Raw genomic sequence first — 20,895 nt, 5'->3', positions numbered from 1 at the left:
ATACGCATAAGTTCTTTTTGCTCACTTTTTACCAGCACATTTTTATCATTACAACGACTTATTTGCTCAGGCTTCCTTACTTAAATAGCTGGTTACTTCATAATAGGATAACTTTTTATATTGTGAAAGAGCCTATGCATGAAGGTGATCGATAGATTTTCAATTTCAGGGAAATAAGCAATGATTATTGGGAGGGAGGTTACATATTAGGATAAAAGGGACCTTCGCTGCCTTGCGGACAGGTCCAGGTAATGTTTTGGTTTGGGTCTTTAATGTCGCACGTTTTACAATGTATGCAATTTGAAGCGTTGATCATATACGTTAGATGATCATTATACTCTAGCCATTCGTAGACAACGGCGGGGCAATAGCGTGTGGAAGGTCCTCCGTAGATTGCATATTCGGAGTCTTTTTGTTTTTCTAATGAGGCTATTTTTAAATGACAAGGTTGATTTTCTTCATGGTGCGTGTTGGAAAGGGCAACACTTGTAAGGCAGTCAAAGGTTACAATACCATCGGGTTTTGGGTAAGCAATGGGTTGAAAGTTTTCTGCTGGTTCAAGACAGGCATAATCTTCCTTGCCATGGGGGAGTGTTTTAAATAAGGAAAATCCGAACAGTTGTTGCCACCACATATCAAACCCGGCAAGTTTAATTCCATATTTTGTGCCATATTTTGCCCAAAGTGGTTTGGCATTTCGCACTTTATAAAGATCTTTGCCAATGGGTCCTTTTCGCCATTGTTCTTCGATTTCTTTGACCTCATCATGGGCACGTCCTTGCGTAAGGGCGGTAGCAATTTTATCGGCAGCTAATATGCCCGATAAAATGGCATTGTGTGATCCTTTGATCCGAGGAACATTGACAAAGCCAGCAGAACAACCAATCAGCACTCCACCAGGAAAGGTGAGTTTTGGGACAGATTGCCACCCTCCTTCACTGATCACACGTGCACCATAGGAAAGGCGTTTTGCACCTTTGAAGATTTCATAGAGCTTTGGATGGGTTTTAAAACGTTGAAATTCTTCAAAGGGAGAAAGATAAGGATTTTTGTAATCTAAGTGCACAACAAAACCGACAGAAATGATATTGTTTTCTTGGTGATAAAGAAAACCMCCCCCGCCGGTATGATTGTCTAAGGGCCAACCGGTGAAATGTTGCACTAAACCGCGTTGGTGTTTTGCGGGATCAATTTCCCAGAGTTCTTTGAGACCGAGACCGAACTTTTGGGGTTCACGATTTTTGCTAAGGTTAAAATGTTGTATCAGTTGTTTTGCAATTGAGCCGCGTGCGCCTTCCGCAATCAGTGTATATTTTGCCAATAATGCCATACCAGGCATATAATTTTTTCCAGGGGTTCCATCTTTGTTAAGCCCCATATCACTGGTGAGAACACCAATGATGGCTCCGTTCTCATTCTGGATGGTTTTTGTTGCGGCAAAACCTGGATAAATTTCTACACCCAGCGCTTCGGCTTTTTTACTGAGCCAGCGGCAAACGCTTCCAAGTGAAACAATATAACACCCGTCATTGGATAAGATTTTGGGATACAAGGTATTGGGTAATCGTGTCGCTTTTTGCGGCTTTAGAAAAAAAAACTGGTCACGGGTAACAGGCGTTGTGAAGGGATGGTCGTGGTCACTTCTCCATTCCGGTAAGAGTGTATCAATACCAATGGGGTCAACAACAGCGCCAGAGAGAATATGGGCTCCAACTTCTGTTCCTTTTTCAATAATTGTGACAGAAAGCTCAGGATTAATTTGTTTCAGACGAATTGCAGCAGAAAGCCCTGCAGGACCTGCTCCGACAATGACGATGTCAAACTCCATACTTTCACGCTGATCATGCAGAGGTGCTTTCATGGCTTATAAAGCTTTCTCCAATTCTGGAACAGTTTGGCGTGGATTGACCACAAGATGGAACTCAACGATTTGCATGGCGAAAAGTTCTATTGGTGTTGGTTCTGTTTTTAACAATGGCTTTGTTAAATTCCATATTTTCGTGTTGAAGATGCTGAAAGGCATTCATCGCTTATAAAGTTTTCTCCAATTCTGGAATAATTTGGTGGAGATCACCGACAAGGGCGTAATCGGCAATTTGCATGATGGGCGCTTCTTCATCTTTATTAATGGCAACGATAATTTGGGCATCCATTATACCGGCTAAATGTTGGATTGCACCGGAAATGCCAACAGCGATATAGAGTTCAGGAGAAACGACTTTTCCTGTTTGTCCAATCTGCCAATCATTGGGAGCATAGCCAGCATCAACTGCTGCACGGCTGGCACCTAAAGCAGCATTTAATTTGTTTGCAAGGGGAAGAAGAAGAGCCATAAATTGCTCTTGTGAACCAAGACCACGCCCGCCTGAGATAATAACACGTGCAGAGGAAAGATCCGGACGATTACTTTTGTTGGTTTTTGCTTTTATAAAAGAAGAAAGATTGGGATTGGGCGCTGGTGTTATTGTTTTAATGGGCGCTAAATTATTTTGGGAAGGTGTTGGTGTGAAAGAGGCTGTGCGAACGGTTATAATCTTTTTATGATCATTGCTGCGGATAGTTTCAAGGGCATTGCCTGCATAAATAGGGCGTTTGAAGGTATCGGGGGAAAGGACAGTGGTAATATCTGAAATTTGCATAAGATCAAGAAGGGCTGCTACGCGCGGCATCACATTTTTCCCAGTGCTGCTGGCTGGCGTCATGATCACATCATAATCGTTGGCTAAAGTGATGATTGTCTCTGCTATAGGCTCGGCAAGTTGATGAGCTAAATAATCGGCCTCGGCAATAAGGATTTGCCGCACACCGTTAAGTTTAGCACTCTTTTCCGCTGTCGTTTGAACGTTTTCTCCGCAAACCAAAATATCGATATCGCTCTTCAGTGCGTGCGCAGCGGTGAGTGCTTTTGCGGTTTCTTCTGTATTATGATCGGCTAATAAAAGAATTGCCATAAATGTTTGCCCTTTGATGTGAGTATTGCTTTTACTCTAGAGAATATTAAATGCAGTTTTTTTGTTTTAGTGCACCGACAAGCTCTGCGACATTAGCCACTTTAATCCCAGGTTGACGGGGTTTTGGCTCTTCAACACTTAAAATTGTTAGGCGTGCTTTCGTATCGATGCCAAGATCAGCAAGAGTTTTTTGTTCAATGATTTTCTTTTTTGCTTTCATGATATTGGGAAGAGAAGTGTAACGCGGTTCATTGAGCCGTAGATCGGTTGTCATAACCATGGGAAGGGGAAGACAAAGGGTTTGTGTTCCATTATCAACCTCACGTATAACGGTAGCATATCCATTTTCTATGTTAAGATGTGAAGCAAAAGTTGCCTGTCCCCAACCAAGAAGAGCGGCCAGCATTTGTCCAGTTTGGTTGCTATCGTCATCAATTGCTTGTTTTCCTAAAAAGACCATATCGGGTTTTTCTTCATCAACAATGGCTTTGAGAACCTTCGCGATGCTTAAGGGTTCAAGTGTTTGATCTGTTGTGACAAGAAGTGCGCGATCAGCTCCCATGGCAAGTCCTGTTCGTAAAGTTTCTTGGGTTGCTTCTGGCCCAATTGAAACAAGAACAACTTCTGAAATTTTACCAGATTCTTTTTGGCGAATTGCCTCCTCAACGGCTATCTCATCAAAAGGATTCATAGACATTTTTACATGAGACAGATCAACGCCTGTGCTATCGGATTTGACGCGTATCTTGATATTATAATCAACAACACGTTTGACAGCGACAATTATCTTCATGATGATCCTCTTTTTTTGTATGATTACAAGTTTATAGCAATAATCATAAGAAAGAAAATTGTTTAAAATGAAATCTCACTTATAACCTGTGCTCTCTATCCATATAAGCTTTTTTATGTTTACGTGTACTTTACATATCGTCATTTTCAATCTTCATTTCTTTTGCATTTTTATAATTGCCTTATTTGCTTGAATAAAAAGTAAAAAAATCAATTTGTCTTGTGAAAATTTTCTTTTTTCGTTTTATAGGCTCTGTTTATGATGACGAATAGAAATTTTATGCAATGAAAAATTAAGTGAAAAAAATAAAAATGGGGGAATGGTTTTACGCTGCAAATCTTAAGGGTAGAAAAATTAAAGATCTTTCTTTCAAATAGTTGGGATGAATATTAGGCAAATATTTTAGATGAAGATTGGGAAAAAATATTTCTAACAAAAAATAGGAGTTCTTAAAGCTCTATTTACTAAAATAGAGCACACTTCTTATCATTTCTTACGATTCTTTTCAAAAAGGTTAATGAGGGGTAGACGTTTGTGAATACGAAGGGGCATACGATCGACCAAGCACCCAATCAGGTTCGGAGTGATCAAATTTCTTCTTTTATTGAGCAGAAGAAGAGAGTGGATACGTCTGTAGAAGTAACAATGTCGGATATTGCTCAGAAATTACGCACTGTTTATGCACAAATGAAAATGAAGCATTCACCACGTCCTTTGAACCAGCAGGGTTTGGTAGAAGAGCATTTTAAATCTTACTTAGATGATATTAGTAGAGCCATTTTGGCTGAATATTATATTCGTCGCCAAAGGGAAAAAAGGCTTTTTGAGTCTTTAGACCAGATTAAAACACTTATTCAAAGTTTGCAGAGTGAAAAAAAAAGCTTAGAAGAAGCAGCTCTAACACGACGGGGGTTTCGTTCAAAATCACCTGATTCTGTTGTGCAAAAACTTGCTCATATGGATATGGAATGTGAGGAAAATCAAGAACGCTTATTCCTTCAAAAAGCGCAAAATTTTTCAAGACAAAATAGTATAACGCCACTCCACACAAATGTTGAAAATGCGTTGCAGAAAGAAAATAAAAGCTCTTTGCCCAGAGGTGCACTTTTGCCAAGTGATGCTCTGAAGTCTTCTTTTAAAAAGACTGAAGAAACAGTGGAGCGTACTGTGATAGAAGAAAAGGGTATGGAAGGGCCTGCATCTCATCATTGTATTGAGACTGATTTTTCTCCTCCCTTAAAGGTGCAGTCTCGGGGACATGTCTCTTTTTTATCTTATTTTGTAAAAAAAGTGCTCTTTATTTTTTAATCGTTGCATTTATGGTCACGATAACGTTATGTTTTTATAGCTTTTAAAAGGAGCTCGTTTTTTTTAGTTTTTACGCTGTTGATGTTAATAGATGTGAAATGTATTGCGCATTCGTAAATTGTGCGAAAGCTATAGCACTTAAAATTATTCTTTTAAACATGCAACATAGATGATGGGAAAAGAGGGGGAGAAGGATTCTCTAATTATTGAAAAGTTTCAAATTATCTTAAAGGTTCTTTTCGTGAGTATTTATTTACCAATTGCTGAAATGTCACTCAATATGCTGATTTTGATTGGTATGGGAGTTGTTGCGGGTTTTTTTTCAGGTCTTTTTGGCATTGGTGGTGGTTTTCTGATCACGCCTTTATTGATTTTTTATAATATTTCTCCTGCTATTGCTGTGGGAACAGGTGCTAACCAGATGATTGCATCATCTGTAACGGGGGCGATTACACATTTTAGACGACGTACGCTTGATATCAAACTTGGTATTATTCTGGCGATAGGAGGAGGGGCTGGTTCGTTAATCGGGATTCTGATTTTTTCTATTTTGAAAAAGTTAGGTCAATTAGACCTCATGATTTCGCTTCTTTATGTGATTCTTCTTGGAAGTATAGGAAGCTTGATGATTGTTGAAAGTTGGTATGATATGATGCGCAAGCGTAGGTTAGGAAAAGCCAATGTTCGTCTTGCAGGTCGACGTCGACATAACTGGATTCATCGCTTACCGTTAAAAATGCGTTTCCGGACATCTATGATCTATGTCAGCATTATTCCAGTGTTAGGAATTGGTCTCATTGTGGGGTTGTTATCTTCTATTATGGGAATTGGTGGGGGGTTCTTTATGATCCCAGCATTGATTTATCTGCTACGTGTTCCAACCAGTGTCGTGATAGGGACTTCGCTTTTTCAGATTACATTTGTGTCTTCTTTCACGACAGTTTTGCAAAGTATGACTCATCAGTCCGTTGATATTGTCTTGGCTTTTTTGTTAATGCTTGGAGGAAGTATTGGCGCACAATATGGAACACGGGCTGGACGGAAGCTAAAGGCTGAACAATTGCGTATGGCCCTTGCATGTTTGGTGTTGATTGTGTGTATGCGTCTTGCTTTTCAATTATTTGTACGCCCTGATAATCTTTTCTCTCTAGATATTCTTATGAGATAAAAATGGGTAGATTATTTTCTTTATGCATCATTGCAGGTTGCTTTTGTTTTGTTTCTTTTTCTACATGCTCCCATATTGGGATGACAGAAACATTCATTGATCAAATTGATCACGAAACTGTCCAAATTATCGTCACATCGAATACGATTACGGTGGATGCAAATTTTGCTGGTCGCGATCTTTATATTGCTGGTGTTTTGGAAAATATTGATCCATTATATTCTCGACAAAACCGTTATGATGTTGTTGTAAGCTTGGAAGGACAAACTCAGCCAATGGTCATGCGGGAAAAGAAACGCAATGCTGGTGTATGGGTTAATACGGATTCCCTTATTTTTAAAAATGTTCCTCTTTTTTACTCTATGGTCACAACGCGTGAAATTGATGATATTACCAGTGTTGAAGATTATAAACGTTTGGGATTAGGGTTACTCTATTTGCCATTGCAGACAGATGATCAAGATCAGAAAAAAGTTCAAATCTTTCGTGATGAACTTACAAAACTGCAAAAAGCTAAAAGTCTTTATTATGAAGAAGTAGGCGGTGTTCGTTTTGGTTCTGATAAACTTTTCACGGCACATTTTCGTTTACCAGCTAATATTCCTGTTGGACATTATAAGGCTCGAGCTTATCTTTTTCGTGATGGGCAGTTTATTGATAGTGCAACAACGACTCTTGAAATTGTTAAAGCACATATTGCTTATACAATTTTCTATGCGGCGCATCAGTATCGTTTCCTCTATGGTATTTTTGCAGTGATTATCGCTGTGAGCACAGGATTTTTATGTCGTTTGATTTTTCGAAAAGACTAACACCCAAGAAAAATATTTAAGGCGTTTATTTTTTATGAAAAATGCGTAAGACAAGAAAAATAGGCACAACAATAATAGCGCCCAACATGGTTGTGTGGAAGAAGTTTTTAAGCGTTATAAATCCTGTTCCCCATAAAGATTGAAGAAAATCTATTATTTTTTGTATGAGGTTGTGAGGTGTCCATCCAAAAAATTTCATTACAATACCAATGAAAAATGAAAGGATAAGTAATTTTAGGCCGACGTGGCTGAATGTTTCTTTAAGAAATTTATGAAAAGAATTTGATAATTTTTTCTTTCGGCTCATTTAAATATACTTTCGAATCTTTTGTGTTTTTTTATATTATCATTGGACAGTGATATTATTATCATAACGGAAAAACATTTTTTTGTTTTTCACCACCTTAGTACTGGTGTAATATTGGTGCCGGTTGTTAAAATATATGCTGTTTTTATTATTTTTTGCAATATTTTCATGGTCCTTCTTTTATTAAATGAAGAAATTTCCTTTTTTTTCTAAGAACTTGTAAGGCAATTTTTATAACGTTTTGATATTTCTCCTCAGGGTAAAAGTTCTTATTCGTTGAAGATGTTGTAATGGACTTAGTATTGTCTCGTGTATAGAATAATATTTCAAAACCGTTTACTTAAAAAAAGACTATCTATTCTGATAAGGCTGTGCTTATATGGGTATTATATTTGGATATTTCAACTTTAGTGAATTGAAAAGATATTTTTTTCTAAAAAATGCAAGCAATGAATTGAGTATGGTTAAAGGAGCAAAGATATTAAAATAGGATGTTGAAAAAAGTTTTGTTCTCTACGAGCGCGTGAGCGAATATCAGGGGTTTGTGGTGCTTATGCTCTTTTTGTTTTGCAATAAGATATAATGAGAAGCTTGTTATTTAGCTTTGAAAAAGGGGGAGAGGTGGTTGATATTGAAAAATGGGTGAATTTTCCTGTTTTGTTGAAATATCAAATTGTTATTAAGGCGCTTGCGCTAGTGGGGCGAGTGCTTTGATGACGGAAAAATCGCTAGAAGAAAGAAGAAACAAGCTTGCTCGACAAGAGAAAGAAAATATTTGCCTTATACTCTTCAATGGTAGGCGTTGTGATAGCATCAGTAGATTTTGTTATCGGTTATACCATTTATTGCATATTAAATTGTTTGTCGGTGCATATTGAAGAGGATAGCTTATAAGTGGGGCAGGAGGAGTGGTTGGTAAGTCGTGCTGTTTAAAATTTTAAACCTTTGTCTCTTAGAGCCAATGATTTGTTTAAACTCATTTATTTTGCACGTTGTTGTTACGTGGGGAATTTATACAATAAACGTTAAAAGGAAAAGTCTATGAACTTGAAAAGAAAAATATTAAAAAGCAGTGGCTCTCTTGTTTCTGTTCTTATAGCACTTGGGGTGGTTACACAACAGGTTTCAGCAAAAACACCTGCTGATACCCTTGTGATGGGTTGGAATATTGATGCAATCAGTTCGTTTGATCCCGCGCAGCTTAACGATGTTTATGGTAATGAAATTATTGTCAATGTTTGTGATACCTTGGTTGGTACTGCTACAGATGATCCAGCAAAAATCGTTCCCTCTTTAGCAACACACTGGGATGTTTCAGGAGATGATCACAGTACGGTATTTACGTTTCATTTGCGCGATGGTTTGAAGTTTAATGATGGTCGGCCTGCGAATGCCCATGATCTTGTTTGGGGGATGAGGCGGGTTGTTAAATTAAAGTTAGGCAATGCGGCGATATTTAATGAATATGGTATTACAGAGAAAAATGTTGATGATGCTTTGCAAGCGCCGGATGATAAAACGGTGGTGATGAAATTTGATAAGCCTTATCCGGCAGAACTCATTCTTAATAATGTCGTTGCCAGTCGTGCGACTGCTTTGCTTGATCGTGAAACTATTATGAAGCACGAGAAAGATGGTGATATGGGAAATCGCTATTTGGCTAGTCATGCTGCTTGTGTTGGGCCTTATCAGTTAGAGAGTTGGCGTCCGAGTGAAGCTGTTTTATTGCGTGTAAGTTCTCATTATTGGGGGCAGGCGCCTAAATTGAAAAAGATTCTCATTCGCCATATCGCGGAGCCTGGAACACAGCGTTTATTGTTGCAAAAACACGATATTGATGTTGCACGTAATTTAGCGTCCGAGGATCTTGCAGATCTTCAAGCAAAAACAGATATTAAAATTGAAAGAGTGTTGGAGCCTTCTATGATGTATTGGGGCCTTAATACGACGCACCCTGCTTTTGCCAATGAAAAAGTGCGTTTGGCGATGCGCTATCTTATTGATTATGAAGGACTTGGAAAGACTGTTCTTAAAGGTATTGGTGTTCCACGGGCAAGCTTTGTTCCCATTGGTAATCTTGGAGCTTTGGATGAAAAAGAGGGGCAACCCTTTAAACTTGATCTTGAAAAAGCAAAACAGCTTTTAGCAGAAGCAGGTTATTCAAAAGGCTTTGAGGTTAATTTTTTAGTGAGCAATTCTTCTCCTTATGCTTTGTCCATTGCTCAGTCTGTGCAAGATAATGCGGCAAAGGTGGGGATAAAGCTTAAACTTGAGCGTTTAGCAGGAACACAGTTGTTTTCAAAACTTTATGCACGTGCTTTTGATACAATTTTTGTTGGATGGAATAATGATTCTGCAGATCCTCATACAATGGCTTCACGCCTTATTTATAATCCTGATAATCGGTTCGAGGCTAAAAATACAGCCTACCCAAGCTGGCAGCATAGCTATTTGGATGAAGCTATGAATAAACAAGTGGAAGAAGCATTGTTTCAAAAAGATTCACAAAAACGGGCACAAATCTATGCTGATTTGCAGCGTGAGCTTATGCAAAAAGGGCCTTATGTTTTTATCTTTCAGAAATATAGCGCTATAGCGATGACACCTGATATTAAAAAATGGGTTTGGAATAGTGCGCCGCGTATTTTTTATGGTGCAATTGAAAAATAAGCGTGTCTTCAATGCTGTCAAATAGATAAAGAGCATAGCCATAATCGGCGTTTTGTATGAGTTTTCGAGCTTTAGAATACGTCGAATTTATGGCTGAGGAGTGAGTGTGTTATTGAATACCTTTTTAAGGCATTCTTTGAAGAGAGATATTTATTCTCATTGAGGATGTGTTTGCATGGCTATTAAAATTGAATATTTCAACTTCTCTGAATTGAAAAGGGGCAATTTATTGGCTGAAAAAAATCATAACTAATGCGGTATAATTTAATATTGCTAAAGGATAAAAGGTTTTGCAATGTTGAAATTTTTTTATGGAAGCGTCTTGAAGGATGGCGTGGAATATTAGCTTTTTTATGGTATCCGTGTTTTCTTTTGCTTTGAAAGATGATGAGAAGCCCATTGGAAGGGGGTATTTTATAGGAAGCGATGCAAAAATTTGAAAAAGAAACAAAAACCGTTGCATTTGGTAAATTGACGAATTTTCCTATTTTATTGAAGTTCCAAATTCTTATGAAGACTTTTTGTTATTAAAGTACTTGAACCAAGAGAGATTGTGCTTTGATAACATGAGAATTTTATGACGTTAATAAATGTTAAAAAAACAAGAGACAAGCTTGCTCAGCAAGAGAAAAAAGGAATTTTAGTCTTATAGTCTTCAATAGTAGGTATTAAGAGAGGATGAATAGCTCTGTTATTGGTCGTTGTTCATCATATATCAGCGTGTTTTCTTTTATATGGTTTGGTTTATAAGTGTGGACAGGAGGAATGATTAACAAGAAGTTTTTGGGGGAAGGTTTTAAAATTTTATCTCTTGGAGCCTATGGTTCGTCCCATTTTATTATTTGGCACATGTTGGCAGCATAGAGAATTTATACAATAAACTTTAAAGGGAGAAATCTATGAATTTAAAAAGAAAAATATTAAAAGGGAGCAGTCCTTTTGTTTATGCTCTTATGGCTCTAGGGATGTTTGTGCAACAAGTTTCAGCGAAAACACCTGCTGATATCCTTGATAATGGCTTTGAATCTTGATTCAATCGAGACTTTTGATTCTGCGCAGATCAATGAATGTTATGGAAATGAAATCGTTGCCAATATTTGTGATACCTCATCGATTCGGCTAGGGATGATGCAGCTAAAATAACGCCTTCTTTGGCAAAGAGTTGGGATGTTTCAAATGGGGGCGGAGGTACAGTCATTACTTTTCATTTGCGTGATGATTTGAAGTTTAATGATGGCCGGTCTGCCGATGCCCATGATCTTGTTTGAGGGATGAGGGGGGGGTGTTAAATTGAAGTTGTCTGCAGCGGCAATATTTAACGAATATGGAATTGCAGAACAAAATGTTGATTCTACTCTTCAAGCACCCGATGAGAAGACAGTGGTGATGAAATTTGATAAGCTTTATCCAGCAGAGATAATCCTTGGACATATTCTTACGACTCGTGTTGCTGCTTTGCTTGATCGTGAAACCATTATGAAACACGAACAAGATGGTGATATGGGAAATCGCTATTTAGCAAGCCATGCGGCTTGTGTTGGTCCTTATCAGTTAGTGAACTGGCGTTCTGGCGAGGCAATTTTATTGCGTGCAAGTTCCCATTAGTGGGGAGGAGCAGCAAAATTGAAGCAGATCCTCATTCGTCATATTGCTGAACCTGGAACACAACGTTTGTTGTTGGAAAAACACGATATTGATGTGGCCCGTAATTTGATGCCAGAAGATATAGCAGATCTCCAAGCAAAAACAGATATTAAGATTGAAAAAGTGTTGGCGCCATCTATGATCATGTGGGGGCTCAATATGACAAATCCCATTTTTGCCAATGAAAAGGTGCGTTTGGCAATGCGCTATCTTATTGATTATGAAACTCTTGGAAAGACTCTTCTTAAAGATGTTGGTATTCAACGGGCAAGCTTTATTCCCATTGGGAATCTTGGGGCTTTGGATGAAAAAGAAGGGCAGCCCTTTAAACTTGATCTTCAAAAAGCTAAGCAGCTTTTAACGGAAGCAGGTTATCCGGATGGTTTTGAGGCCAATATTTTTGCGGGAAAATCTCCTTATCCTTTTGCTTTGCCTATTGCTCAGTCCATCCAAGACAATGCAAAAAAGATAGGTGTGCGTTTTAAAATTGAACATTTTATCGGTACGCAATTATTTTCAAAATTTTATGCACGGGGATTTGATACAATTTTTATAGGATGGAATAATCCTTCTTCCGACCCTCATACAATGGCTTCACGTTTTATTTTAAACCCTGATAATCGATTTGAAGCTAAATATACTGGTTATCCTAGTTGGTGCCATGGTTATTTTGATGAAGATATGAATAAAAAGGTAAGAGACGCTCTGTTTCAAAAAGATCCACAGAAACGGGCACAAATGTATACTGATTTACAACGTGAGTTTATGGAAAAAGGGCCCTATGCTTTTATCTATCAGGTCTATAATGTTGTCGCGATGACACCTAATGTAAAACAATGGGCGTGGAATAATGCTCCACGTATTTTTTATGCTGCAATTGAAAAATAAGCAGGCTTTAAATGTTGTAATATATAACAATAAATTGTGTCGATGATATCTTTAACGTTTTGCGTATGGTTTAAAAACTCTGCAAAACGTTGAAGTTTATCGCTCACAGCTCTCTATGTTGTATAGAGAAGGCATTTTTAAGAGATATTCTTTTTTTTCTCAATTAAATTTTATGGATGTTCAGATTGAATATTTTCACTGTCGTTGATAGAATTTCGGATGGAATAAAGAGTGGTTTTAAGCCTTAATGGTTTTAGTTCTTGATGGTTTTGATCTTTGGTTTGAGGTTAAGGGTAAAGGCTGTTCTCTCGTTGATGTCACGGGTATTGGATGAATAAGTTAAAAATTAAAGATCGCATTGTTTTAAAATATCCAAAAAATGGGCGTAAAGAGTTGAAAAATGGTAGGTTTGTTTGGTGAAAAGATAAGTGCAACGAATGTTGCGGAATTTACTGTTTCCGAAATAGCAGGGGCTTTAAAGCGTGTTGTTGAAGAGAAGTTTGGTTATGTGCGGGTACGTGGTGAGATCTCAGGTTACCGTGGTGCTCATGCTTCGGGGCACGCTTATTTGGCCTTAAAAGATGATAAGGCGCGGTTAGAGGCTGTTATTTGGCGTGGCGTGATGGAAAAGCTCAAATTTCCTCCTGAAGAAGGGATGGAAGTTGTTGTTGTGGGAAAACTAACAACTTATCCAGGATCTTCAAAATATCAAATTGTCATTGAGGCTCTTGAACCAACAGGGGTTGGTGCTTTGATGGCTCTTCTAGAAAATCGCAAAAAAAAATTTGCCGATGAAGGTTTATTTGATGAAACAAAGAAAAAGCCTTTGCCTTATATGCCCCGAATTATAGGTGTTGTAACATCCCCCATAGGGGCTGTTATTCGTGATATCATTCATCGTATATCTGATCGTTTTCCGCTGCATGTGTTGGTTTGGCCTGTGCGTGTTCAAGGAGAAACAAGCGGGAGCGAAGTAGCTGCTGCTGTTGAAGGTTTTAATGCACTTGCCTCAGGAGGGCTTATTCCAAAACCTGACCTGCTTATTGTTGCACGGGGAGGAGGAAGTTTAGAAGATTTGTGGGGGTTTAATGATGAAGCTGTTGTTCGTGCGGTTTATGCTTCTGAGCTGCCCGTTATCTCTGCGGTTGGGCATGAAACGGATTGGACTTTGATTGATTATGTTGCTGATTGGCGTGCTCCAACGCCTACAGCAGCAGCAGAAAAAGCTGTGCCGGTTAAGATTGATCTTGAAGTGTATGTGGCGTCGCTTGGTGCACGTTTACGCAAAGGGCTTGCGCGTTCTTTTGATTTTCATCAACAAAAATTGCGTGCTCTTGTCCGTGCTCTCCCCACTGTCGACCAACTTTTTGCTCTACCACGGCGTGGTTTTGATGAAATTTCCAGCCGGTTACAGCGTGCTCTTTGTGTGAGTTATGATAAAAAACGTTTTTATTTCTATGCACTAGGTGTTCGTTTGGCACCGCGTTTGTTGAATACTGAAAAAGCTCAACGCCATACAAAGGAATATACGACACGTTTTCATCGTGCTTTTATGCGCAATGTAGAAAAACAACGCGCAGCATTAGAGTTGTCATATAGGCTTTTAAAAAGCACTTCGTATCAGAATATTTTAGAACGAGGCTTTGTTTTGGCTTTGGGGCAGGACAATAAGCCTGTTAAGCGGTTGGTACAGTTTCCTGAAAGTAGGCAAATAAATTTACGCTTTTTTGATGGTGATATCAGTGTTGTGGCACAGGAAAATACTTCTCGTAAACATTCAAAAAACAAGCAGACAAAGCCGTCGAACGATGATCAAGGAACACTCTTTTGAGATGGTGAATGTGATGCTTGATGAAGGGCTTCTTAAAGGTGCGGATGGGAAAGTTCGTTGTTCATGGGCAGGAAATGATCCACTTTATTGCGCTTATCATGATAACGAATGGGGAAAACCTATTTTTGAGGATATTCCTTTGTTTGAAAAAATTTGCCTTGAAGGTTTTCAAGCGGGGCTTTCTTGGTTTACGATTTTAAAAAAACGCTCTTCTTTTCGCATTGCATTTGATGATTTTGATTTTGAAAAGATTGCTCATTATGATGCGTTAAAGGTGAAAATGTTGATGCAGAATAAAGGTATTGTTCGTCATCAAGGAAAAATTCGTTCAGTGCTTAATAATGCATTGAGAGCACAGGAAATTATAACAGAGTGGGGAAGTTTGTCTCACTATTTTTGGTCTTTTCAACCACCACAATCGGAGCGTTATGAAAAGATAGATTTTCAAACATTGTTGGCAAATCCCATCACTTCTGCTTCTCTTCGTCTTTCTAAAGATTTAAAGAAACGTGGTTGGACATTTATTGGTCCCACGATTTGTTATGCTTTTATGCAGTCTGTAGGAATTGTCAATGATCATCTTGAAGGGTGTTTTTGTCGATAAATAGGGCAAAATTCCTGTTATAAGGGCAATGATCAATAGGGTAATCTAATAAATATGCAGATTACACAACGCTATTGTATAAGATAATTGAAGCATACAAATGATACAATAGTGATGATTTTTTATTATTGTTGCCTATTAAAACAACAAAGGTATAATTTTGAAAATGAAAAAACAAATGCTAAAAGGAGTAATATCTTAACTCTCATGTATCTAGGGTTAGGTAAGTGGGAGATCTTGTATGTAAAACAAGATGCCACCCTGTTGCAAATTCACGTGCTTTCTTAAAAAAACATTTCTTAATTCCCTTAAGCCCATTTTGCGATGTTGTTCGTGAATGGTATATAAAAAGCAAGTAAAATAAAATAGTTATGTCTAATATAAGGGAATAGGTGATTCTTGATTCTATTACGTTTTTTTGCCTCTATCCCTAACTTTTTTGGAGCTTTTTTATAGCTTCAAGAGCGAGTCTTTTACGATCTGCGCTCTTTGTGTAAAGAGATGCCATAGCATCATTTGTCCAGCCAAAAATCGCTTTGAGTTGTGATACTGTTGCACCAGAGTTAGCTGCGCGTGTTGCTGCTAATTTTCTTAAACCATGTGCTGATTTTTTTATGCCTGCTGTATTACAAGCCTCTCTAAATGCATCGCCAAAACTTTCTTTAATGAGTTTTTTACCTTCTTTACCACAAATAAATGTTTCATCACCAACAGGACCAGTTTCAAGCGTTTTGGCTAATTCCGGTAAAATAGGCAGAAAAACATCTGTTTGGAATTTACTTTTCTCTGTTTTGAGATGAATAATATTATCTTTGACATCTTTCCAACCAATGCGAACGGCATCACCACGACGCAAACCCGTATATAAAAGAACATCAATCCAGACACGTTCATGGGTACCATGATGCCATTTTTGATAATACTTTTCGACATCTTCTTCTGTCCAAGCAGCAAAGCCATTTTTATTGTGAAGGGCTGGTCTTTTAATGCCTAAAGCTGGATTATTTTCTAAAAGACCTTGGTCAATCGCCCAATTAAAAAGTCCATTAAGGGCTTTCAGAAAGCTTATAGCCATTGCTGGCGTTTCTTTACGTCGTTCAACACCGGCTATGATATGTTTCTTTTCAATTGTTTGGTATGGAACGTTACCTATTGTATCGCATACCTTCATAAGAATGTATTCTTTTTGTTTCTTTGTCGTATTAGAGTAGCTATGCCAATTAGAGCTGTTTAAATATTGCTTAAGCAGCCATGCGAATGAACCTTCAACAAGTTTACCGGTTTTGGATTTAGGAAGTATAAGTCCTTGCAATTCGGCAAGTGCGCTTTTGTAGTTATCAACAAACTCCTGCGTTCCATAGGTTCCGCGGATTCTAATACGTTTTCCATGACCAATACGTACATACCATATAATTTTATTATGCCGTGTGATTTCTTTAACAAGATGAGGAGGGCGTGGTTTAGGCATGGTATTTTACATCTTAGATAGCGCGGTTTCGTAATATTCATTCGTGGAAAAATCTAAAAGTTTGTCTGGGTTGTTTACTGAATTTGGTATTGGGATATCGGATTTAAGATAAATAAGCAGTTCACCGGTGGGCTTTATTTCTATGAGTTCACACCCTTGTTTTTTAGCTTCTCTTAAAGCGCGAGCAATGGCTGGTTGTGTTATAGTAGCAGGACGAGGCGCCATTCTTTTCTCCTTACATTTAAGATGCAATTCACTCGTGTCGTGAATCACGAATTGATTAAAAATTGTTACGAAAGGGTGGGGGGCAAGAAGATATGCTGGAACCTAGAACAAAGCCCCCCATAAGTTCAGGCGGTTTTTTTAGAGAGCTTTTGCATCTCTTGTTCTATTTCTGCTAAAAAGCTTTCAACCGCTTGATTGATTTGTTCAATTTGCTTTTCATCACGGATGATACGTTTGATTTTCATACGCAAATGAGATGAATCTCCCGTAAAACGCGGGTCATAACTGATAAAATCACACCATTTGCGTCCCGTAGAAGCCATTTGAAATTGCATTTGTGCAAGATATTCAGGTTTGATTTCATTATCGATAAAGAAACGCATATGATTAGTTGATCTAGGGCATTTGATTTCGATTAGACCCTCTTTATCAATCAGACCATCAGGGCTTGCCCCCGCCATTTTTATTGTGGGGTGTTGGATAAAGCCGCACCTTGTGACTTCAGTATCATAAATGAATTCATATTCTCTCAAGGCATCTTCTTCATTTTCAATTCCCCATCTCATGTCTTCGGTTTCATAATAGGGGCTTGTTTGACCCGTTAGACGCTCTGTAATGAGTTTAATTTTATAGTCTTCATATTTGCTTGTAGGGATTCCCTTTGCTGTTTTACTGATAACATTGTAAATGTTTGAAGCGGTGACTTTACCTAAACGGGCTTGAAACCATTGTGCTGTTCTTTGTTCCATTTCACACCGCCCTTTGTTGCTGTGTTGGTGCATATTCAATATCTTGGATATGAATATATTCGGCATCTTGTATAGAGGCGTCTGTTTGCTCTTGTTGAGGGAGAGATTGTAGCGCTCTTTCTCTTTGAATATTTTGCTTTTTTGCCAACAGCCCCAAAACCTCTTGCGCTTTTTCATAAGTTAGATCTGTTAGTTTTTCTATATTTGCGTAAGCGAGAAGATCATCTTCATTCGTCTCAGTTTGTTCTATGAGATTTCTAATTTCATTGATGTGCTGCGGACAAGCTTTTTTAATAGGTGGATTTTCATCTGTATCATCTTCTTTATTTCCATCTTTATCATCTTCTTTGCTTGCAACATTAAGAAGCATGCCTAAGAGATATCTGCGTGCGTAGGTGATAGCAGAGCCAAAGGCATGTATGTCTGATTTTTTTCCAGTACTATCATAAGGGAATCGTCCTTCTGTTGATATTTCATTTCCCGTGGGATGTCTCAAAGTCATTTCTACGGTTATGTCGTTTGAACCCTGTTCTTTGATTTTAGCAGATAAGGAAAAGTGGTATTTTGCAAGAGGTTCCTTGATTGCATCAATATACTTATCAAGTGTTGCATATTTACTATTCGTATGGGGATTAGTAGCATTTTTATGTATTTTTTGATATTCCGTTTGCATAGCAGAAAGATCAGAGACGAAGCTTTGATAGTTTTGTCGTTCTATCTCCTTATCTCGTAATTGGAGAAGACGTTCGAGACGATCCATATCAACATCATTTTCTAGAGCTCTTTCTAAAATAAGTTCCATAGCAGTTGGTTTGATTTGACACTCGTTCGTTTTTTCCACTAATTCCGTTTGTGTGGTACTGAGTTCATTCATCTTTATTTCCTTACATTTGTACGCAATTCACCCGTGGCGTGAATCACGCATGTGTTCAAAGTTGTTTGTTTTGATTGTTAGAAAGGGCTATACGTTATGCCTTTTCTCTATGGATAAGTTTGGCTTTTTTTATTATGACTAATGTGTTCATAGTCTGAGATACATGTCTTGCCAGATACAACAGCGTCACCACAAACATGTGCATAACCACAAATTTTGGCATCTCCATAAATTTCGGCTATTCCGTAAACTTGCGCATTCTCACAAATGTGTACACTGGATTCAACACAAGCGTTTCCAAAAACCATAGCATTACCGTAAACATATGCTTCATTTGTAATGCGTGCTTCTCCAAATATTTGTGCATTTCCAAAAATTTTAGCATTCATGTTAACCTTTGCATCATTTCCAACCCAACAATCCCCCTCATGAGATAGATTGCCTTCATTTTCAATAAAGCCACCAAGATCACCGGCTTTAACTTTTCCAAAATCTCTCAATGCACGAATGCGGCGAACAGGGCGTCTGTAGAGTATGTCTATTTCATCAGTCAGTTCGTATTTCTTTTCCATGATTATTGCCCCTCCATTAAAAGAGGGTCCATTCTAGATATTTTTGTATTTCCAGTTATTTCGGAGTCACCAAAAATCCGTGCATTACCAAAAATATTCGCATTTCCAAAGACTTCGGCACAATCAAAAACATGAGCAGCATCATAAACCTTGGCATTGCCATAAACTTGTGCATTATGAAAAACCCATGCATCATCATAAACTTTCGCATTCCCATAAACCTTGGCATTCCCAAAAATCCACGCTTTATTAAAGACTTTGGCATCATGCCCAACCCAACAGTTGCCTTCATGAGAGAGGTTGCTTTCATTTTCAATAAAACCACCTAGATCACCAACTTTAACTTTTCCAAAATCTCTCAATGCTCTAATTCTATAAAGCGTACGTTCACAAACCTCGATTGTTTCATCAGTAAGTTCGTATTTCTTTTTCATGATTACCCCCTATCTTAAACAGTGTCGTTTCCGGTTACTTGTGCATCATCAGAAATCTTTGCATAACCAGAAACTTGTGCATTGCCATAAACCTTGGCATTGCCATAAACTTCGGCATGGTCATAAACCTCGGCATCACCAAAAACACGAGCATTGCCATAAACTTCAACATCACCAAAAACCTCGGAATTACCACAAACCTTGGCATTGCCATAAACCTTGGCATCACCATAAATTTTTGCATTCCCAAAAACCTCGATATTGCCAAAAACCTTGGCATTGCCATTAACCACGGCATTGCCATAAACCTTGGCATTACTAAAAACATCGGCATGACCAAAAACACGAGCATTTTCAAAAACCTCGATATTACCACCAACCCTAGTATGACCAGAAACCTTAGCATCACCAAAAATTAAGGCATCACCATAAACATGCGCATCACCATAAACCTCGGCAAAATCATAAACCTCGGCACAACCACAAACACGGGCATTCTCATAAACTTGGGCATTGTCATAAACCTTGGCATTGCCAGAAACCTTGGCATTACCATAAACCTTGGCGTCATTATAAACTTTGGCATGACCATAAACTTTGGCATTATCACCAACCCAACAGTTGCCTTCATGGCTTAAGTTGCTTTCTTTTTCTATCCAACCACCTAGATCTCCTTTTTTAACATCTCCAAAGTCTCGTAATGCTTTAATTCTATGAAGTGTCTTAAGGTAAACTTCCATTATCTCATCAGTAAGTTCGTATTTTTTTTCCATGATTTATTTCCTTATTTTACGTGCAATTCACCCGTGGCGTGAATCACGCATGTGTTAAAAGTTGTTTGGTTTGCTAAAAAGGGCTTATATGGCTATCATAGTATCACCAAAGATTTTAGCATTGTTCAAAACCTTGGCGTTGCCAAAAACCTTGGCATTATCGTAAACCCAACAAGTATCATAATGCGATAGGTTGCTCTCTTTTTCTATATAACCGCCGATATCACCGGCTTTAATTTTTCCAAAATCTTTTAAGGCGCGGATACGGTGTAAAGTGTGACCACAAACCTCTATTTTTTCATCAGTTAGTTCGTACTTCTTTTCCATGATTTATTTCCTTTAAATTAGAGTATTCCTTTGTCGCTCTTGAGAAAGAGCGGCATTGGTTTGTGTTGTAATTTTTTTGAAAAGGGGGCGTTATTAGAAACGCCTTTCATAGTTTTTAAAGCACATCTCAAGGATAACGGTTCTGTTCTTCATAAGTACCGTACATTTCATCTTCATATCTTTGTTTTGCTAAATCATCTAAAAGGTCATTGTAAGCATCACTTTCACGTACAAAGTCATGAACCTCACTCTCTTCATCGAGATGTTCGATATTTTTTTCTACATATGCGTCTGCAATCTCTTCCGAGATATCTTCACAACTCTTTTCAGAAGGATTTATACGAAAGATTTTGAAGACATCATCTACCCCATCAATAATGCTTAGAATTTGACTTGCATCAAGTGGTCCAGATTCTGCAATGTGTTCATCTCTATCAAAGTAAACTAAATGAACTAATAAAATTTCATCAGAATTTATAAGCACTGGTTTGTTCACA

Annotated in this window: 19 protein-coding genes and 2 pseudogenes; 8 read left to right on the top strand and 13 right to left on the bottom strand. The window is 38.1% G+C overall.

Annotated features, from left to right (window positions below):
- Positions 1–199 precede the first annotated feature (199 nt).
- Complete coding sequence (locus tag HWX04_RS05315) at positions 200–1,861, bottom strand: electron transfer flavoprotein-ubiquinone oxidoreductase (RefSeq protein WP_175869157.1); 1,662 nt, start codon at positions 1,859–1,861, stop codon at positions 200–202.
- Here HWX04_RS05315 and HWX04_RS05310 point away from each other — a divergent pair.
- Entirely contained in the window at positions 1,860–2,036 is a 177-nt protein-coding gene (locus HWX04_RS05310; RefSeq protein WP_175869156.1) for a hypothetical protein, read from the top strand. The two genes, HWX04_RS05315 and HWX04_RS05310, sit on opposite strands and share 2 nt — an antisense overlap.
- Here HWX04_RS05310 and HWX04_RS05305 read toward each other — a convergent pair.
- Positions 2,031–2,951: an electron transfer flavoprotein subunit alpha/FixB family protein gene (locus tag HWX04_RS05305; RefSeq protein WP_175869155.1), complete on the bottom strand. Its 921-nt coding sequence runs from the start codon at positions 2,949–2,951 to the stop codon at positions 2,031–2,033. The genes HWX04_RS05310 and HWX04_RS05305 overlap by 6 nt on opposite strands.
- A 46-nt stretch (positions 2,952–2,997) precedes the next feature.
- Positions 2,998–3,744, bottom strand: coding sequence for an electron transfer flavoprotein subunit beta/FixA family protein (locus HWX04_RS05300; RefSeq protein ID WP_175869154.1), 747 nt, complete (start codon positions 3,742–3,744; stop codon positions 2,998–3,000).
- Between the two features lie 534 nt (positions 3,745–4,278).
- Here HWX04_RS05300 and HWX04_RS05295 point away from each other — a divergent pair.
- The 3 genes and pseudogenes from HWX04_RS05295 to HWX04_RS05285 all read left to right on the top strand — a co-directional run bounded on the left by HWX04_RS05295 (position 4,279) and on the right by HWX04_RS05285 (position 7,032).
- Positions 4,279–5,119, top strand: a pseudogene (locus tag HWX04_RS05295) (hypothetical protein).
- Between the two features lie 174 nt (positions 5,120–5,293).
- On the top strand, positions 5,294–6,220 hold the full coding sequence (locus tag HWX04_RS05290; RefSeq protein ID WP_175869153.1) for a sulfite exporter TauE/SafE family protein: 927 nt from the start codon (positions 5,294–5,296) through the stop codon (positions 6,218–6,220).
- Positions 6,221–6,222: 2 nt separating this feature from the next.
- A complete protein-coding gene (locus HWX04_RS05285; protein WP_175869152.1) occupies positions 6,223–7,032 on the top strand; it encodes a TIGR02186 family protein in 810 nt (269 codons plus the stop codon).
- A 25-nt stretch (positions 7,033–7,057) separates the two neighbouring features.
- On the opposite strand, the gene HWX04_RS08615 is transcribed toward HWX04_RS05285, so the two are convergent.
- On the bottom strand, positions 7,058–7,339 hold the full coding sequence (locus HWX04_RS08615) for a DUF6460 domain-containing protein (RefSeq protein ID WP_246257463.1): 282 nt from the start codon (positions 7,337–7,339) through the stop codon (positions 7,058–7,060).
- A 1,041-nt stretch (positions 7,340–8,380) separates the two neighbouring features.
- Here HWX04_RS08615 and HWX04_RS05280 point away from each other — a divergent pair.
- From HWX04_RS05280 to HWX04_RS05265, 4 genes and pseudogenes are all read left to right on the top strand, one after another.
- Positions 8,381–10,009: an ABC transporter substrate-binding protein gene (locus tag HWX04_RS05280; RefSeq protein WP_175869151.1), complete on the top strand. Its 1,629-nt coding sequence runs from the start codon at positions 8,381–8,383 to the stop codon at positions 10,007–10,009.
- 899 nt (positions 10,010–10,908) lie between these two features.
- Positions 10,909–12,541: pseudogene (locus tag HWX04_RS05275) on the top strand (ABC transporter substrate-binding protein).
- A 400-nt stretch (positions 12,542–12,941) separates the two neighbouring features.
- The gene (gene xseA / locus HWX04_RS05270) at positions 12,942–14,372 is read left to right on the top strand and encodes an exodeoxyribonuclease VII large subunit (RefSeq protein WP_175869150.1); all 1,431 of its coding nucleotides are present in this window, start codon (positions 12,942–12,944) and stop codon (positions 14,370–14,372) included.
- Complete coding sequence (locus HWX04_RS05265; RefSeq protein WP_175869149.1) at positions 14,350–14,976, top strand: DNA-3-methyladenine glycosylase I; 627 nt, start codon at positions 14,350–14,352, stop codon at positions 14,974–14,976. The genes xseA and HWX04_RS05265 overlap by 23 nt, the downstream gene beginning before the upstream one ends.
- Positions 14,977–15,406: 430 nt before the next feature.
- Here HWX04_RS05265 and HWX04_RS05260 read toward each other — a convergent pair whose 3' ends face one another.
- The 9 genes from HWX04_RS05260 to HWX04_RS05220 all read right to left on the bottom strand — a co-directional run bounded on the left by HWX04_RS05260 (position 15,407) and on the right by HWX04_RS05220 (position 20,894).
- A complete protein-coding gene (locus HWX04_RS05260) occupies positions 15,407–16,444 on the bottom strand; it encodes a tyrosine-type recombinase/integrase (RefSeq protein WP_175869148.1) in 1,038 nt (345 codons plus the stop codon).
- Between the two features lie 6 nt (positions 16,445–16,450).
- The gene (locus tag HWX04_RS05255; protein WP_175869147.1) at positions 16,451–16,669 is read right to left on the bottom strand and encodes a hypothetical protein; all 219 of its coding nucleotides are present in this window, start codon (positions 16,667–16,669) and stop codon (positions 16,451–16,453) included.
- A gap of 125 nt (positions 16,670–16,794) precedes the next feature.
- On the bottom strand, positions 16,795–17,418 hold the full coding sequence (locus tag HWX04_RS05250) for a lambda exonuclease family protein (protein WP_175869146.1): 624 nt from the start codon (positions 17,416–17,418) through the stop codon (positions 16,795–16,797).
- Position 17,419: 1 nt separating this feature from the next.
- Positions 17,420–18,292, bottom strand: coding sequence for an ERF family protein (locus HWX04_RS05245; RefSeq protein WP_175869145.1), 873 nt, complete (start codon positions 18,290–18,292; stop codon positions 17,420–17,422).
- 107 nt (positions 18,293–18,399) lie between these two features.
- Positions 18,400–18,864: a hypothetical protein gene (locus HWX04_RS05240; protein WP_175869144.1), complete on the bottom strand. Its 465-nt coding sequence runs from the start codon at positions 18,862–18,864 to the stop codon at positions 18,400–18,402.
- A 2-nt stretch (positions 18,865–18,866) separates the two neighbouring features.
- Positions 18,867–19,298 carry a hypothetical protein gene (locus tag HWX04_RS05235; protein ID WP_175869143.1) on the bottom strand — a complete coding sequence of 144 codons (432 nt, stop codon included), beginning with the start codon at positions 19,296–19,298 and terminating at the stop codon, positions 18,867–18,869.
- 14 nt (positions 19,299–19,312) lie between these two features.
- Positions 19,313–20,071, bottom strand: a complete 759-nt coding sequence (locus tag HWX04_RS08880) for a hypothetical protein (protein WP_175869142.1) — start codon at positions 20,069–20,071, stop codon at positions 19,313–19,315.
- Positions 20,072–20,155: 84 nt separating this feature from the next.
- Entirely contained in the window at positions 20,156–20,398 is a 243-nt protein-coding gene (locus HWX04_RS05225) for a hypothetical protein (protein WP_175869141.1), read from the bottom strand.
- 127 nt (positions 20,399–20,525) lie between these two features.
- Positions 20,526–20,894 (bottom strand): hypothetical protein, encoded by a 369-nt coding sequence (locus HWX04_RS05220; RefSeq protein WP_175869140.1) that lies wholly within the window; start codon positions 20,892–20,894, stop codon positions 20,526–20,528.
- Between the last annotated feature and the right edge of the window lies 1 nt (position 20,895).

Source organism: Bartonella gabonensis (assembly GCF_903679515.1).
Taxonomy (GTDB): Bacteria; Pseudomonadota; Alphaproteobacteria; order Rhizobiales; family Rhizobiaceae; genus Bartonella; species Bartonella gabonensis.
The sequence above is the reverse complement of the archived record's forward strand: the minus strand, read 5'-3'. Positions and strand labels throughout refer to the sequence as shown.

What these genes read in the sequence shown, in the direction of transcription:
- HWX04_RS05310 (WP_175869156.1), top strand. Translation starts at nt 1,860, where the DNA reads ATGGCTTATAAAGCTTTCTCCAATTCTGGAACAGTTTGGCGTGGATTG.
- HWX04_RS05305 (WP_175869155.1), bottom strand. Translation starts at nt 2,951, where the DNA reads ATGGCAATTCTTTTATTAGCCGATCATAATACAGAAGAAACCGCAAAA.
- HWX04_RS05300 (WP_175869154.1), bottom strand. Translation starts at nt 3,744, where the DNA reads ATGAAGATAATTGTCGCTGTCAAACGTGTTGTTGATTATAATATCAAG.
- HWX04_RS05285 (WP_175869152.1), top strand. Translation starts at nt 6,223, where the DNA reads ATGGGTAGATTATTTTCTTTATGCATCATTGCAGGTTGCTTTTGTTTT.
- HWX04_RS08615 (WP_246257463.1), bottom strand. Translation starts at nt 7,339, where the DNA reads ATGAGCCGAAAGAAAAAATTATCAAATTCTTTTCATAAATTTCTTAAA.
- HWX04_RS05280 (WP_175869151.1), top strand. Translation starts at nt 8,381, where the DNA reads ATGAACTTGAAAAGAAAAATATTAAAAAGCAGTGGCTCTCTTGTTTCT.
- xseA (WP_175869150.1), top strand. Translation starts at nt 12,942, where the DNA reads ATGGTAGGTTTGTTTGGTGAAAAGATAAGTGCAACGAATGTTGCGGAA.
- HWX04_RS05265 (WP_175869149.1), top strand. Translation starts at nt 14,350, where the DNA reads ATGATCAAGGAACACTCTTTTGAGATGGTGAATGTGATGCTTGATGAA.
- HWX04_RS05260 (WP_175869148.1), bottom strand. Translation starts at nt 16,444, where the DNA reads ATGCCTAAACCACGCCCTCCTCATCTTGTTAAAGAAATCACACGGCAT.
- HWX04_RS05255 (WP_175869147.1), bottom strand. Translation starts at nt 16,669, where the DNA reads ATGGCGCCTCGTCCTGCTACTATAACACAACCAGCCATTGCTCGCGCT.
- HWX04_RS05250 (WP_175869146.1), bottom strand. Translation starts at nt 17,418, where the DNA reads ATGGAACAAAGAACAGCACAATGGTTTCAAGCCCGTTTAGGTAAAGTC.
- HWX04_RS05245 (WP_175869145.1), bottom strand. Translation starts at nt 18,292, where the DNA reads ATGAATGAACTCAGTACCACACAAACGGAATTAGTGGAAAAAACGAAC.
- HWX04_RS05240 (WP_175869144.1), bottom strand. Translation starts at nt 18,864, where the DNA reads ATGGAAAAGAAATACGAACTGACTGATGAAATAGACATACTCTACAGA.
- HWX04_RS05235 (WP_175869143.1), bottom strand. Translation starts at nt 19,298, where the DNA reads ATGAAAAAGAAATACGAACTTACTGATGAAACAATCGAGGTTTGTGAA.
- HWX04_RS08880 (WP_175869142.1), bottom strand. Translation starts at nt 20,071, where the DNA reads ATGGAAAAAAAATACGAACTTACTGATGAGATAATGGAAGTTTACCTT.
- HWX04_RS05225 (WP_175869141.1), bottom strand. Translation starts at nt 20,398, where the DNA reads ATGGAAAAGAAGTACGAACTAACTGATGAAAAAATAGAGGTTTGTGGT.